Source organism: Sorangium sp. So ce176 (assembly GCF_051519835.1).
GTDB lineage: Bacteria > Myxococcota_A > Polyangia > Polyangiales > Polyangiaceae > Sorangium > Sorangium cellulosum_G.
The window spans coordinates 3,527,074-3,541,723 of record NZ_CP150371.1 but is presented as its reverse complement, the minus strand read 5'-3'; the positions used below and the strand labels follow the sequence as shown (position 1 = coordinate 3,541,723).

8 protein-coding genes are annotated in these 14,650 nt (G+C 73.9%); 4 read left to right on the top strand and 4 right to left on the bottom strand.

Annotation, left to right across the window (positions count from 1 at the left end; all coding sequences use genetic code 11):
* Positions 1 to 110: 110 nt before the first annotated feature.
* From WMF42_RS13455 to WMF42_RS13445, 3 genes are read left to right on the top strand one after another with little or no spacing between them, the layout of a single operon-like run.
* Positions 111 to 4,628, top strand: coding sequence for a DUF2339 domain-containing protein (locus tag WMF42_RS13455; protein WP_437692290.1), 4,518 nt, complete (start codon positions 111 to 113; stop codon positions 4,626 to 4,628).
* Between the two features lie 57 nt (positions 4,629 to 4,685).
* A complete protein-coding gene (locus WMF42_RS13450; RefSeq protein ID WP_061606951.1) occupies positions 4,686 to 5,579 on the top strand; it encodes a LysR family transcriptional regulator in 894 nt (297 codons plus the stop codon).
* 43 nt (positions 5,580 to 5,622) lie between these two features.
* Positions 5,623 to 7,323 (top strand): right-handed parallel beta-helix repeat-containing protein, encoded by a 1,701-nt coding sequence (locus WMF42_RS13445; RefSeq protein WP_437692287.1) that lies wholly within the window; start codon positions 5,623 to 5,625, stop codon positions 7,321 to 7,323.
* 26 nt (positions 7,324 to 7,349) lie between these two features.
* Here the strand turns inward: WMF42_RS13445 and WMF42_RS13440 are convergent, their stop codons facing one another.
* The 3 genes from WMF42_RS13440 to WMF42_RS13430 all read right to left on the bottom strand — a co-directional run bounded on the left by WMF42_RS13440 (position 7,350) and on the right by WMF42_RS13430 (position 11,542).
* Positions 7,350 to 8,024 (bottom strand): type II toxin-antitoxin system RatA family toxin, encoded by a 675-nt coding sequence (locus WMF42_RS13440; RefSeq protein WP_233561248.1) that lies wholly within the window; start codon positions 8,022 to 8,024, stop codon positions 7,350 to 7,352.
* Positions 8,025 to 8,589: 565 nt separating this feature from the next.
* On the bottom strand, positions 8,590 to 10,134 hold the full coding sequence (locus tag WMF42_RS13435) for an aminopeptidase (protein ID WP_233561249.1): 1,545 nt from the start codon (positions 10,132 to 10,134) through the stop codon (positions 8,590 to 8,592).
* Positions 10,135 to 10,429: 295 nt separating this feature from the next.
* A complete protein-coding gene (locus WMF42_RS13430; protein ID WP_437692285.1) occupies positions 10,430 to 11,542 on the bottom strand; it encodes an S-(hydroxymethyl)glutathione dehydrogenase/class III alcohol dehydrogenase in 1,113 nt (370 codons plus the stop codon).
* A gap of 466 nt (positions 11,543 to 12,008) precedes the next feature.
* On the opposite strand from WMF42_RS13430, the gene WMF42_RS13425 reads away from it, so the two are divergent.
* Positions 12,009 to 13,160, top strand: a complete 1,152-nt coding sequence (locus tag WMF42_RS13425) for a hypothetical protein (protein ID WP_437692283.1) — start codon at positions 12,009 to 12,011, stop codon at positions 13,158 to 13,160.
* Between the two features lie 39 nt (positions 13,161 to 13,199).
* Here WMF42_RS13425 and WMF42_RS13420 read toward each other — a convergent pair whose 3' ends face one another.
* Positions 13,200 to 14,096: a serine/threonine-protein kinase gene (locus tag WMF42_RS13420; protein WP_233561251.1), complete on the bottom strand. Its 897-nt coding sequence runs from the start codon at positions 14,094 to 14,096 to the stop codon at positions 13,200 to 13,202.
* Positions 14,097 to 14,650: the final 554 nt, after the last annotated feature.

Sequence of the window (14,650 nt, the reverse complement as noted above, 5' to 3'; positions counted from 1 at the left end):
AAGGTCCTCGCTGCTCCGCTGGGCTGTCGGCAAGAGCAGCATGAACAGCACTGGCGTCATCGCGCGGACGGGCGGCGCCGTCGGCGCAGCCCCCATGCTACGAAGTCCTCATGGGGGCAGAGATCCTGGTTTTTTTCGGGCTCGGGCTCGTCGCTTATCTCCTGATCGCCCCCCTCGTGGCGTTCGTGTTCGCCGTCCGGGCCAACCGGCGCAATGAGGATCTGCTGCTGCAGATCCACGCCCTCGAGCGCCGCGTGGCCGAGCTCTCCGGGCAGCGCGGACGAGCCGGGCTGATCGCGCCGACGCAGGGCCCGCGCAGCGCGAGCGCCCCGGGGCCGGAGCAAGCCGCCCAGGCCGCGGTCACGCCCACGGCGGTCGCGCCGGCGGCCATCGCGCCAGCGGCGGTCGCGCCTTCCATGGCCGCCGTCGAGGCTGCAGGCGCGGCTCCCGCGATCGCCGCCGACGCCTCGGGCGCCATGCCCGCGGTGGCCACAGGCGCCGCAGGCGCGCCTCCGGAGATCGCGTTTCCGGCGGCCGACGGCCCCGCCGTTGCGCTGACGACGGCCGCGCCAGCGGCGCTGGCCGCCGGCGAGGACGGCGCGCTCCCGGCGGCAGCGCCGGCCGCGTTCGCCGCCCCCACGGGACCTCGCCCGGCGGGGACGCTCCACGACGGCGCCCTTGGCGCCGGCGGCACCGCGCACCGCGGCGCCCCGGAGGGACCCTCCATCGAGGAGACGCTCGGCCTCACGTGGCTCACGCGCGCAGGCGCGGCCACCTTCCTGCTCGGCGCGCTCTTCTTCTTCAAGTACGCCTCGGACAACGCCTGGATCGGGCCCACCGGGCGCGTCGCGATCGGCGCGGCGACGGGCGCCGCGCTGCTCGCGATCGCCGAGGCGATCCGCGGGAGAACGCAGCGTCGCTTCGTCCACGCGCTCCTCGGCCTCGGGCTCGCTGTGCTCGTCACGTCGGTGTGGGCGAGCGCGGTGCTGTACGAGCTCATCCCGTTCTCCGCCGCGTTCGCGGCGGAGACGGTGCTGCTCCTGCTCGGCGCCGCGCTCGCGCTCCGCCACCGCGGCGAGGCGATCCTCGTGCTCTCGCTGGTCGCCGGCTTCCTCAACCCCGTCGTGCTGTCGACGGGGCAGGACCGGCCGCTCCTGCTGTTCGGCTACCTGCTGCTCATGACGAGCGTCGTCCACGCGGTGGCGGCGAAGCTCGGCTTCCGCGTCGCGCCCTGGCTCGCGCTCGCTGGCCACGCGGCGCTGTTCTCGGGCTGGTACGACCGGTACTTCGACGCGAGCGCCGCGCCGGCCCTCGGCGACGCGGGCGCGGCCCCCTGGCCCGACCAGCCGGTCGAGGCGCTCTCGGGACCGTACCTCCCGCTCGCCGCGCGCGCGGTGCCCCTCGCGTTCGTCGCGCTCGCCGCGTCGCAGGGCGTCCTGCGCGCGCTGTGGGCGCGCCGCGCGCTCGGCCGGAGCGCCGCCGCCGCCGCGGGCGCGGCCCCGCCCGGCGGCCCCGCGCCGGCCGGCGCCGTCCCCGCCGCCGCGCCCGCGGACGCCGTCGCGCTCGGCGTCGCGGCGCTCGTGCTCGCGCACGCCGGCGCTGGCTCGCTGCTGCTCGACGCCCCGCGCGCGCTCGGCGCCGCCGCGATCGCGATCGCGCTCGCGGCGGTCGCGGCGCTGCGCGCGCTCGGCGCCGCCGGCTGGCTCCTGGCGCCGATGGGCGCCGGCTTCCTCGCCTTCGCCGCGGCGTTCGCGGACGCGCCGGCGCCGGGCCGGACGACGCTCGTCGCGCTGGTCGCGGCCTGGACGCTCGTCTACCTCGCGGGCTGGCTCCGCGACGCCGGGCTCGCGCGCCGCGTCGACAGGAGGACCGCCGTCGAGTGCTCCGCGGGCGCGTCGCTCTTCGCCTGCGCCGCGGGCATGCTGCTGTTCGGGACCGAGGCGGCGCTCTTCGCGCTCGCGGTCGCCGGCGCCGCCGCCTTCGTGGCGTGGATGGCCGCGCGCGCCGAGCTCCCCGCCCTGCTCCTCGCCGCGGCGCTCGCCTCGGCCGGCGCGCTCGCGGCGGCGGCCCCCGGCGCGCTCGCGGCGGCCGAGGCGGACGCGGCGGCCGCGCCGGCGGCCGTTGACGCGGGCTTCCTCGTCGCCTCCGCGCTTGTCATGCTGGTGTTCCTCGGCGCCGTGGGCGCCTCGGCGCGGCGCCCGCGCGAGCCCGCGCTCTCCTGGCCCGCCGCGCTCGCCGCGAGCGTGGGGACGCTCGGGTTCGTCGCGGCCGCGCTCGGCGCGACGCCGGAGGACGCGCCGACCCTGCGCGCGCTGCTCACCGCGACGGCCGGCGCCCTGGACCTCGCGCTCGGCGCGGCGCTCCTGCGCGCCGGCGCGGCGCCCCCGCTCGCCGGCGCTGCGCCCCCGCGCGACGGCGCGCCCCCCGCGGATCGCATCGCCCTGCTGCTCGGGCAGGCGCTCGCCCTCTTCGCCGCGGCCGTCGCCTTCGGGCTCGGCGGGGCGACGGTCACCGTGATCTGGGGCATCCTCGCGGCTGTCGCGGCAGCGATCGCGGCGCGCACCGGCGAGCGCGCCTGGCTCGCCGTCACCCTGCTGCTCTTCGCCGCCGCCCTCACCCGGGCGCTCGTCGTCGATCGGGCCGAGGCCGAGGCGCTCGTGACGACCTGGTTCGAGACGCGCGGGCGCGACGGCGCCATGGCCCCCCCCGTCCTGCTCAACGCGAGGGCCTGGGCGTTCGCGGGCGTGAGCGCGGCCCTGCTCGCCGCGGGGCGGATGCTCGCGCGATCGCGGCCCTCGGCGCGCGCCGCGGGGCTCGCGGCGCTCGGCTCCGGCTACGCCCTGCTCATCACGACAGCTGTCATCGAGGTGCGCAGCGCGATCACCGAGCTCCCCCCCGCGCCGCCCGTCCCCCTCGACGAGGCGGAGTTCGTCGAGCTCGCCGTGCAGCACCGCGCCGCCCTCGAGGCCCAGCAGGGGAGCCTCGCGATGGCGACAACGCTCGTCCTCGCCCTCGCGGCGATCGCGCTGCTCACCGCGGGGTTCGCCGCGCGCGACGCCTTCCATCGGTACGCCGGGCTCGCGCTGTTCGCCGTCACGATCGCGAAGCTCGTGACCTGGGACGTATGGCACGTGGAGCGCATCTACCAGATCGCGCTCTTCACAGGCGTCGGCGCGCTGCTCGTCGGCGGGGGCTTCCTCTACGCCCGCTTCGGCCGGCGCCTCGTGACGCTGCTGCGCGCCGGCCCGAGGGGCGCGGCCGGGCTGCTCGCCCTGCTCGCGGCGACGGGCCTCGCGCGGCCGTCGGAGGCCCAGACAGCCACGGCGCCGCCGCCCGCCGCGGCGCCGGCCGCCGCGGCCCTGTCGATCGAGAAGCACGCGCTCGTCCGGCCCATCGAGGGCGTCGACGCCGCCGGCGACCACCGCGTCGACGTCGATCTCGAGCTCTACCGCGAGAGCCGCGCCGAGGAGCTGCTCGCCGACGTCCGCATCGCCGGCCCGGACGGCGCCGAGGTGCCGTACATGATCCGCGAGGCGGGCGCCGCGCCCTCCCCCGGTCGGATCGCCGCCACGATGCTCGACCCGGGGGTCGACGCCGCCGGCGTGACGCACGCGAGCTGGGCGCTCGACGCGCCTGGCACGCGCCACTGCCGGATCGAGCTCAGCGTGCTCGGCAGCAGCTTCCTCCGCGAGGCGCGGGTCGACACAGGCGCGGACCCGAGGTCGCTCCGCGAGGTGGCGCGCGGTGCCCACGTGTACCGGATCCCCCAGGGCTCGGAGACCGTCGAGCACCTCGCCGTCTCCTATCCGCTCTCGCGCGCCGCCCTGGTCCGCGTCCGCCTCGTCCCCGAGGTGGCCCCGGCGCGCGGCGCGGCCGCGGAGGTCCGGATCACCGGCGGCGCCGTCTCGTGCGAGCCGCCGGCCGACGCCGGCAAGACAGCGCTGCTGCCGCTCGCGATCGTCGAGACGCAGCGGGACAGCGAGGCGAAGATGACCCTCGTCACCCTCGACGCCGGCGCCGACGGCGCGCCGCTGCAGGCCGTGCTCCTCGACGTCGCCACGCCGGAGTTCAGCCGCCGGATCGAGGTCGCCTCGACCACCTACCGCGCGGTCTGGCCCCCGGTGGGCAGCGGCCTCATCTACCGCATCCATCCTCGCGGCGAGGCAGGGGTCGCGCTCGCGCTGACGCGGATCCCGCTGAGCCCCACCCGCAAGCGCTTCCTCCGCCTCACGGTCCACGACGGCGACTCGGCGCCGCTCTCGCTGTCGGGCGCGCAAGCCGAGGTGCGGGCCCGCGAGATCGTGTTCCGCGCCGCCCAGCCGGGCCCGCACCGGCTGTACGTCGGCGACCCGCTCGGCGCGCGCCCCCGCTACGACCTGGCGGACGTCCTCGATCGCGGCGAGCGCGAGCAGCCGCCCGCGCCGGCGAGGCTCGGCGCCGCGCAGGCCAACCCGGCCCTCGGCGCCTCCCGCGCCGCGCGAGACCTCCCGTTCACCGAGCGACACCGCACGCCGATCGGGGCCGCGCTGGCCGTCGGGCTGCTGGCGCTCTCGCTGTGGGCCGCGCGGCTGCTGCGGCGAGCAGCGCCGCGGCCTGGAAGTTCAGCGCCCGCGCCACGGCGCCCGTGACGGCCGGCGACGACCTTTCGTGACAGGGATTGTAGTGGCGAGCGATACAATGCGGCCATGCTGCTCCCCTCGTTGGAGAACCTCGCCTGCTTCGAGGCCGCGGCGCGGACGCTGAACTTCCGGACCGCGGCGCGCGCCGTCGCGCTCAGCCCCGCCGCCTTCGGCCAGCGCATCAAGCAGATCGAGGAGCAGGTGGGCGCGCCGCTGTTCGAGCGCACCACCCGCCGGGTGCAGCTCACGCCGCTCGGCCTCGCCATGCTGCCGCGCGCTCGACAGTGCCTGGCGATCGCCGAGGACTGCCTGCGCAGCGCGATGAGCCCCGCGCCCGCGCCCGTCGAGCTGACGCTCGGCACGCGCTTCGAGCTCGGGATGTCCTGGCTCGTCCCCCAGCTCGGCAAGCTGACGCGGCGGCGCCCCGAGGTGACGCTCCACCTCTACTTCGGCGCCTCCGACGATCTGCTGCGGCGCCTCCACGACCGCAGCGTCGATTGCGTGGTCACGAGCGCCCGCTGGAGCGCCGCGAGCCTCGCGGCGGAGACGCTGCACGAGGAGCGCTACGCGTTCGTGGCCTCCCCGAAGCTGCTGCAGCGCGAGGAGTTCTCCCGCCCGGAGCACGCCGCGCGGCATTGCCTGCTCGACATCGACCCGACCATGCCGCTGTTCCGGTACCTCGCCGACCCGACGGGCGGCGTCGGCCGCTTCGCGTTCGCCCGCCATCGCTGGGTGGGGCTCGGCGCCGCCATGAAGGCGCTGGTGCTCGCGGGCGAGGGCGTTGCCGTGCTGCCGCTCCACATGGTCGCCGCCGAGCTCCGCAGCGGCAAGCTGAAGCGGCTGCTCCGGTCCGCGGTCCTCGCGCGCGACCACTTCCGCCTCGTCTACCGGCGCGACGACCCGCGGAGCGGACTCTACGCGAAGCTCGCCGGGTCGCTGCGCGCCGCGCCGATCCAGTGACGCGCGCCGGGCGCCCCGCGGCGTAGACTCGCGGCGAGGAACCATGAGCGAGCTCCCCCACGACGACGCGTGCTGCCGCAGGATCCCCATCACGGCGCGGGACATCAACGGCGGGCCGGACCCGGACCGCCGCGCTCCGTTCGTCATCACGGCGCCCGGCCAGTACGCCCTGGTGGCGGACGTCGACTGGGTGGCGAGCGACGCGGACGCGCGCGCGATCACGATCGCGAGCGACGACGTGACGCTCGACCTGTGCGGCAGGACGCTGCGGCAGGTGCACCCCCCGGCGCCGAGGACCGTCGCCGACCCGGGCGCGAGGCCGTGCCGGGGCGAGGTCGTCTCCGGGAACGTGGGCGTCCACGTCGAGGGGCGGCGGCGGATCGTCATCGAGAACGGCAGCGTTGTCGGGATCCAGGGGGTCGGGATCGTCGCCAGGGACTGCCGCCATGTGGATCTGCGCGATCTCTCGGTCAGCCGGTGCGGCGGCGACGGGGTGATCGACACGAGCTTCCTCTGCCGCAACGGCGGGATCTTCGTGATGGGCACGCAGCGCACGCAGGACGCGAGCAACGCCATCACCTTCGCCTCCGACATCCGGATGCTCAACTGCGTGTGCTCGGAGAACACGAGCCGGCTCGACGGCGTTGTGACGCTGGGGGCGCTCGTCCTGTTCTGCGACAACGTGGAGGTCAAGCAGTGCGTGTTCAACCGGAACGCGAACACGAGCGCCCGGCCGAGCGGCGTGCAGTTCAACGTCGTCGGCGCCGACTTCGTCGTCTGCCGCAACGTGCTCGTGGAGGACTGCGAGGCGCACGACAACACGTCGGGCGGGGAGCCGGCCGGGTTCTTCGCGTGGGGGGAGAACTACAAGTTCCTGCGCTGCCGGGCGAACCGGAACCACACGCTCACGGGCAACCGCGCGTGCGGGTTCAACATCTCGACAACGAGCAACCTCGAGATGATCGCGTGCGAGGCGGACGGGAACTACAACGCGAACCCGGGCGCGTCCGCCGATGGGGTCAGGGATTTCTCCGCGCTCGGCTTCCGCATCGGCAGGGCGGTGTACCGCGCGCTGATCGAGGACTGCCGCGCGATCGGCAACCACGGCGTGGGCGTGAACGCGCCCGCCGGCGGCTTCGCGCTCCACTCGACCCGCCAGGTGGTGCTGCGGCGCTGCGCCGCCGTGGGGAACCGCAACGCGAGCGGGACCGCCGAGGACGACGGGCTCGCGGCCGGGTTCATCGCGTCGGCGCCGCTCGCGGCCCCGGAGGGCGGCTTCGTGGGGGGCGAGGACAACGCCTTCATCGACTGCATCGCCGACGGCAACACGGTCCACCGCGCCCCGCTGTTCGTGCAGCCGCCGGCCCCGCCGGTCGACGCGGGCCCGTCGCGCGGCGATCCGCGGAAGGGCGCGGGGTTCCTGCTCGAGGGCCAGAAGGACGCGCGGATCATCGGGTGCCAGGCCGCCAACAACGACGGCAAAGGCATCTGGCTGAGGGCCTGCGCGCGCGCGCTCGTCGAGGGGAACACGCTGTCGCGGAACACGCTGTACGGCATCGAGGACGAGGCCCCCGCCGGGCTCAGCGCCTTCACGGGGAACCGGGCGCACCTGAACGGCGCGCGCCACCGCCACAACTACGTTGGCCTGCCGGCCGGGACGCCGGTGCGCAAGTGGACGCTCGGATCCCGCCCCCTCCCCGGCCCTTCGGGGGCGCTGGACAACCTCAGCATCCGGCTGCCCTGACGCGATCGCCGGCCGCCGCGCGCGCGTCAGCGGCCCCCGTCCTGCCCCTGCTCGATGCGCGCCCGGATGGCGGCGACGGCGCGCGCCGAGCCGTCGAGGTTCTCCGAGTTGAGGAGGCTCTTCGGCAGCGGCAGCTTCGGCCGGAGGAAGACCTCGAGGGACAGGCGCGTCGTCTGGTCGTCGATCTTCTCCAGCTGCCAGGTGGCCTGGAGGTCTTGCACGTTGCCGGAGACGAAGCGGGACGAGTAGGTCTCGACTCCATCCACGGGCGCCGGCTTCTGGATCTCGAGGCGCGCCCACATCGTGACAGCGCCGTTCAGCGCCTGGACCTCCATGTAGACATCCCACCCGCCCGAGGGGGTGCGCCCGAGCACGCGGCACTTCTTGTAGTGCGGCATGAACTCCGGATAGCGCTCGAACGAGAGCACCTCGGCGCGCACGCGCTCGATCGGGGCCTTGACGACGGCCGTCGACCGCCCGCGCGCGAAGCCGGTGCTGCCGATCGGGACTGGCACGCTCTTGATGCCGGCCCGCTCGGGCGCCGGCTGCGCGCGCTCGGCCCTCGAGTCCTCGCCCGCGGCGGCCAGGAGGATCTCGCGGCTGTCGCGCTGCGGCGCGCCGAGGCGCTGTGAATCCAGGTTGTTCCCCCCTTCACCCGCGCCGCACGCGACGGCCGCCGCAGCGAGCCATCCGGAGAGCACGGGCCGAATCAGGGCGCGACGGACGATTGCTGTCGAACGAGCTGTCCCCATGGCCGCCGAGCTTGCCAGCGACGTGCCGGCCGCAACCGCGCCCCCCTGATACCGCGCAACACATCCACGCTCCGGCCGCGCCCCACCCCGCCATCACGGACGGATCAAACGCCCCGCGCGTACGCGCGTGGCCAGGCGGTCATCCCAGGAAGTCCACAGACGTCGCGCTCCCCTCCCCCTCGCACCGATCCGTCCCCGATCTCTTTCTCTCGTTCTCTCGATCCCCACCCGTTGCCGGGGCTCACCCGCACAGGAGACGGGCCCAGATCGGCGTTTTCGGCGCACAGGCGTACTTCTGTACGCCGAGCACCGAAAACGTCGAGATGGGCCCGTCTCCGAAGCGGGTGAGCCCCCAACAAGGAGCACAGGCGTACTTCTGTACGCCGAGCACCGAAAACGTCGAGATGGGCCCGTCTCCGAAGCGGGTGAGCCCCCAACAAGGAGCACAGGCGTACTTCTGTACGCCGAGCACCGAAAACGTCGAGATGGGCCCGTCTCCGAAGCGGGTGAGCCCCTAAGAAGACTCGCCGGACAGGTAGGCGGTAAGGCTTGGAATCGGGATGCCGGTGGGGCGGCCGAACTGCCAGTCCACGGACTCGACCCCGACGCCGCCGATGTCGAGGTGGATGAACGGCAGCGTGCCCCCCTTGAGCCCCGACGCGATGTCGAGGAACGCGAACGGGAACTGGTGCCCGCGCGGCGTGTTCACCGAGGCGAGGCGGTTCGACGAGACCACGTCCTCGGCGCACGATCGGGGCGCGACGAACGCGTAGTCCTCGCGCCGCGGCCGCACGCGCTCCATCGGCTCGCCCCAGCGCTCCGCGAGGACGTCCAGCCGGTCGAGCTCGGGCCGCGCGGCGGAGTTGCAGATCGCGCCCGTGTACGGCCCGTGGGCGCGGTAGACGTGCCCCGTCAGCGTCGCGACCGAGAACAGGATCGGATCGGGCGCGCCGCTCATGGCGAGCTCCCGCGCGAGCGCGAGCAGGTCGGCCTGGATCAGGCGCCCCTCGGCGTCGGTGTTGCCGATCCGCACGCGCACGCCGGCGCGGCTGCGGATGATCTCGTCGCTCACATAGGACTCCTCGCCGATGCTGTTGCGCACGAGCCCGAGCAGCCCGACGATGCGCACCCCCTCCAGGCCGAGCGCCGCGGCCGCGCGCACCAGCCCGGCGACCGCGCCGGCGCCGCCCTTGTCGCGCGACATCCCGGCCATGTTCCCGTCCGTCTTCAGGTCGACGCCGCCTGTGTCGTAGGTGACGCCCTTGCCCGCGAGCATCACCGTGCGCCGGATCTCCCCGCGAGGCCGGTAGTCGAGCCGCACGACGCAGGGCCGGTGGCGCTCGACGACCCGCGACGCCCGCGAGACCGCGCTGATCAGCGGGTAGTCGTCGACGTTGCGCTCGATCTTGACGAGCACGCCCGTCCTGGCGAACGCCGCCTCGCACATCTCGGCGACGCGGCGGGGGGCCATCCGCTCCGGCTCGGTGCCGGTGATGTCGCGGCAGAGCGCGCGGCCGACCTCGATGGCCGCGATCTCGCGGGCGCGCGCCTCCGGCAGGCCGAGCACCGCGACCGACTCGGCCGTGCGCGGGGCCATCTCCGCCTCGCGCGCCTCGAGCGGCGTCCACTGGCTCCCGAGCGCGGCGAGCGCCCCCACCTCGACGGCCCGCGCGAACCGCGGCCCGGCCGGCGCGCGCACGACGAGGAGCGGGCGGCTCGCCCCCGCCTCCACCGCCCGCGCGAAGCCGGCCGACGCCGCCTCCGCCACGGAGCGCACGTCGTCGATCTCCTCCGAGAGCGCCCCCATCGGCGCGAGCACCAGGCGCCCGCCAGGCACCCCGGGCGCCGGCAGGACGATCGGAGCACACCTGCCCTCCAGCGCGCAGTCCGCCCGCGCGGCCGCCTCGATCAGCGCGCCCACCGCGGGCCCGAGCCCCCCCACGTGCTTCGCGATCGGCGAGGGGGCGACGAGGACGACAGCATCGCAGGCGGCGGTCGCCGCGTTCGCCTCGGCGAGGGCGTTGGCGGGCAGCCCCGCCAGGGAGGTGACATGAACCATGGCAACGGATGATGTCACAGAGGGCCGCATTGTTGCAGCACCCGTCGCCGCCGCCATGGCACCGACATCTCCCCCGATGACCGGACGCGCCACGACCAGACGCCGCGCGCCCGCGCGCCTCGCGGCCGCGCACGACGCCGCGCAGGCAGCGCCCTAGCGCGTCCGCCCCGGCGGTCACCGCACGGCGGCCGGGCAGGCAGCGCCGCGCGCCGGACTGCCTCCCCGGCGCGCGGGGAGCGCCAGCGAGGGCGCGCCTCGCGCGTCGACGGAGCGTCTCGCCCCCGCGCCGTTCAGCTCAGGAGAAGAGCACGACGCTGCGGATCGACTCGCCCTCGTGCATGAGATCGAAGGAATGGTTGATGTCGTCGAGCGGCATCGTGTGGGTGATGAGCTCGTCGATCTTGATCTTCCCCTCCATGTACCAGTCGACGATCCTGGGCACGTCGGTGCGCCCGCGCGCGCCGCCGAACGCGCTGCCCTTCCAGACGCGCCCGGTGACGAGCTGGAAGGGGCGCGTGGAGATCTCCTCGCCCGCCCCGGCGACGCCGATGATGACGCTCGTCCCCCAGCCCTTGTGGCAGCACTCGAGCGCCTGGCGCATGACCTTCACGCTGCCGATGCACTCGAAGCTGAAATCGGCGCCGCCCCGGGTCAGATCGACCAGGTAGGGAACGAGATCTCCCTGCACCTCGTTCGGGTTGACGAAATGGGTCATCCCGAATTTCTCGGCCAGCTCACGGCGCTTCGGGTTGATGTCGACGCCGACGATGAGATCGGCGCCGGCCATCCGCGCGCCCTGGATCACGTTCAGCCCGATGCCGCCGAGGCCGAAGACAACGACGTTGTCGCCGGGCCTCACCTGGGCTGTGTTGATCACAGCGCCGATACCCGTCGTCACGCCGCAGCCGATATAGCAGACCTTGTCGAACGGCGCGTCCTCGCGGATCTTCGCGACAGCGATCTCGGGGAGCACGGTGAAGCTCGAGAACGTCGACGTGCCCATGTAATGGTGAATCCGCTCGTTGCCGATCGAGAAGCGGCTCGTTCCGTCCGGCATCAGCCCGCGGCCCTGCGTGGCGCGGATGGCCTGGCAGAGGTTGGTCTTTCCGCTCGTGCAGTAAGCGCACTGCCGGCACTCGGGCGTGTACAGGGGAATGACGTGATCGCCTTTCTTGAGGCTCCTCACGGACGGACCGACGTCGACGACGACGCCGGCGCCCTCGTGCCCGAGGATCGCGGGGAAGAGGCCCTCCGGATCCTTGCCCGAGAGGGTGTAAGCGTCGGTGTGACAGACGCCGGTGGCCTTGATCTCGACGAGCACCTCGCCTTCGCGAGGGCCCTCCACCTGGACGTCCTCGACCGTGAGCTTCTCGCCGGCCTTGTGGGCCACGGCTGCGCGCGCTTTCATGATCGGTGGTTCTCCTCCCGCTAGCGGGGCGTTCGGGGCCCGAGCGCCCCGACCCCCTCCATTAGCCGGCCGGGGAAGCAGGTTTCAAGGGGAACGCGGGCAGCGCCGGCCGAGGCCGCCGCCCGGCCCGCCCGCGCGGTCGCGCCCGCCGACAGGGCCCGCTCGCCGTCCGGCCAGCGACAGCGCGACCGCCCCGCCTGCACCGCGCTCGGACCACTCCCACTCCACCTTACAGACGAACTGGGCTGGTCGTGGGGCAGATAACCGCTATCGCGCAGGACCATTGCACGAGCAGCGCGCGCGGCGTCGCAAAAGGTGCTCTCGGTGAGCGCATGAATGAATCCGGATGGCGCCCGTGGACGGGCGCGCGTAGCATCGCCCCATTAACACCATGAAATCCCCTGGAAGTGCACTGGGACGCAGCGCTCTCATCACGGCAGCCGCCCTGGCGCTCGGCGCCTGCCGTTTGACCGGCTCGCTCGACGGCGAGGCGGAGGGCGAACAGGGCGGCGCGCCGCCGGTGCGCGGGCACGGCGGACAGGGGGGCGGCGAGGACGGCCAGGGCGGCGGAGGCGACGGAGGCGGCGACGCCAGCACCGTTGCGTGTGTCGACGAGTGCCCAGCGAACGGCGGGGGTATCACCGTCGGCTGCAAGACACGCTTCCTGTTCGGGATGAACTACGCGTGGCACAACTTCGCCGGCGATTTCGGCGGTATCGCCGCGTGGGACAAGCGCGGCGTCACGGCCGAGGCGGAAACGCACGCAAAGCACCTCGCCGGCATGCGCGCCAACGGGGCGAGCGTCGCGCGGTGGTGGATGCTGCCGGAGATCCGGGGCGAGAGCGTCGTCTTCGACGAGAACGGCGACCCGGCCGGCCTCGGCGAGACGACGCGGAGCGACGTCCAGAAGGCCCTCGAGCTCGCCGAACAGGCGGACATCAACCTCATGTTCTGCCTCTTCTCCTTCGACAACTTCCACCCGAGCCGGGTCGACGGGGACGTGAAGACCGTGGGCATCTCCCCCCTCGTGACGGACGCGGCGCGGCGCGCGGCGCTGATAGAGAACGTCGTCAGGCCGATCGCCCAGGCGGTCGAGCAGAGCCCGTACCGGCACCGGATGGTCGCCTGGGACGTGATCAACGAGCCCGAGCTCGCCATGACCGGACCGAGCCCGTACGGCGACCCCGATTACGCCCCGGACCCCGATGTGGAGCCGATCGCGCACGAGCAGATGGAGGCGTTCCTCCGCGACACGATCCAGGCGCTGCGCGCGGACAGTCAGGCGCTCATCACGATCGGCTCGGCCTCGATGAAGTGGTCGCTGGCCTGGACGACCACGGACATCGATTTTTACACCTTCCACATGAATGACCGGGTCAACCGGTACTGGCCTTACAACCAGTCGCCCGCGGACTACGGCATCACCGACAAGCCGGTCGTCATGAGCGATTTCCCCACCGCCGGCCTCTCGACGGCGAATGTGTCGAAGCTCCTGGAGAGCTGGTACAGCCAGGGATACGCAGGCGCGATCAGCTGGGCCTACCGGGACGCGGTGCCGAACGAGCTCGCGTCGATGAAGGCGTTCGTCGACGCGAAGGGCTGCGGCGTCCGCTTCTGAGCCGCCGGCCGGCGGCTCACCCCACCTCCGCAGGCCCGCTCAGGGGAGCCAGTAGTCGACCAGCGACGCGCCGGTCACGTCGTGCGAGACGCCGCACGCGATCGCCCACTGGGCCAGCGCGCGGCCGAGCGCCGCCATCGTGGGGAAGCGATCCTCCGGGGCCTTGGACAGGCCCCGCGCGACGATCTCCCAGAGCCGCGGGTGCGCCTCGAAGGCGTCCGGGCGCGGCGGGTCGAGGCGCAGCACGTCGTGCACGATGGAGATGCTGCCCGGGCCGCCGAACGGGCGACGGCCGCTCACGAGCTCGTAGAGCACCACGCAGACGCTCCACACGTCGGAGCGCGCGTCGGACTCCTGCCCGCCGCGCACCTGCTCGGGCGCCATGTAGGCCGGGCTCCCGACAAGCGCTTCCCGCCACCCGTCGCCGACGACGCGGGTCGCCGTGAAGGCGATCCCGAAGTCGATCAGCTTGGGGATCATCCTGCGGCCCTCGCGCACGAGCACGACGTTCGCCGGCTTCACGTCGCGGTGGACGACGCCGGCGCCGTGCGCGGCGCTGAGCGCGCCGATCACGGGCAGCAGGAGCTGGACGCTGGAGATGGGCGACATCGGCCCAGACTCGGCGAGCACCTGCGCGAGCGACCTGCCGTGGAGGAACTCCATCACAACGAACGGCTCGCCCTCCTCCGTGACGCTGAGGTCGAAGATCCGCACCGCGGCGCGGTGTGACACGCGCGCCGTGGCCTGCGCCTCCCGGAGCAGCCGCGAGGCGGCCTCCGGAACGGAGCAATCGCTGCGGATGAGCTTCAGCGCGACATCGAGGTTCAGGGCGACATTCCGCGCTTTCCACACGGCGCCCATGCTCCCCTCTCCGATGAGCTCCATGAGGCGATAGCGCCCCGCGAGGACGTCGCCTGGGGCGTAGCGCCGCAGCACGGCGGTCGTCTCGCCCGCCGCAGGAGACGGCAGGACTGCGGCTGCCGGCGCAGCGGCGGGCTGGGAAAGGCCGGCGAGGCCGGTCCGCAGCGTGGCCGGCGGCGCGCTCGCCGGGGCGTCCGCCGACGGGTTCAGGGGCGCGACATCCGCGCCAGGGCACCAGACCGAGCCAGACGGCCTCGACAGCTTGCCGGAAGCCCGGAGGTCGACGGGCTCGAATGGAGGACGGTGCGCCACCGACCAGCGCGGAGATCGCGGTGAGCGATACGCGCGCGGTGAAGCTCTGCCGCCACTTGCGGGGCGGGATCGATTCGACGTGGGTTCCATCGATGCGCCATGTGGCGTCGTGGAGCTGTCAGTTCGTTGGCTATCCATGTCCTTGTGCATGGAGTATGTGCAAGGAACAGGCCGACACAAACCGCAGTGGAAGCGCGTCTTTCGCGCCCGCCGGGGCCCCCCGGGTGCGGGCCCGAGGCCTCAGATCCGGCGCCGGATGACGGTCGTTCCCCTCAGCTCAGCGGCGCGCCGCGCTCCCGGGCGGTCACGGACGTCGC

Excerpts from the sequence above, each read along its gene's own strand:
- WMF42_RS13445 (WP_437692287.1), top strand. The coding sequence starts at position 5,623 with ATGAGCGAGCTCCCCCACGACGACGCGTGCTGCCGCAGGATCCCCATC.
- WMF42_RS13435 (WP_233561249.1), bottom strand. The coding sequence starts at position 10,134 with ATGGTTCATGTCACCTCCCTGGCGGGGCTGCCCGCCAACGCCCTCGCC.
- WMF42_RS13430 (WP_437692285.1), bottom strand. The coding sequence starts at position 11,542 with ATGAAAGCGCGCGCAGCCGTGGCCCACAAGGCCGGCGAGAAGCTCACG.
- WMF42_RS13455 (WP_437692290.1), top strand. The coding sequence starts at position 111 with ATGGGGGCAGAGATCCTGGTTTTTTTCGGGCTCGGGCTCGTCGCTTAT.
- WMF42_RS13450 (WP_061606951.1), top strand. The coding sequence starts at position 4,686 with ATGCTGCTCCCCTCGTTGGAGAACCTCGCCTGCTTCGAGGCCGCGGCG.